The 203-nt window shown below is 43.8% G+C and carries 1 rRNA gene; it reads left to right on the top strand.

The features are described 5' to 3' along the window. Positions 1-138 precede the first annotated feature (138 nt). A 16S ribosomal RNA gene (locus tag AC3XQU_RS25225) occupies positions 139-203 on the top strand; the annotation flags it as partial.

Here is a 203-nt window from a genome sequence, read left to right as displayed (position 1 = left end):
ACTTAAATTATCAAATGTTCACAAAAAAGAAATACGTTGCTCAGCAATGAGTAACGGTCAGTATTTTGAGTGAGCGAACCCCGACCAATGGGAGGGGTTCGAAACTGGCAGCAATGCTGGTTTCGACAAACAGAGATTAAACTGAAGAGTTTGATCCTGGCTCAGATTGAACGCTGGCGGCATGCTTTACACATGCAAGTCGA

It is taken from the genome of Telluria sp. AZSoR62, assembly GCF_058111565.1.
Note: the sequence above shows the minus strand (reverse complement) of the source record. Positions and strands in the feature narration are given on the sequence as shown.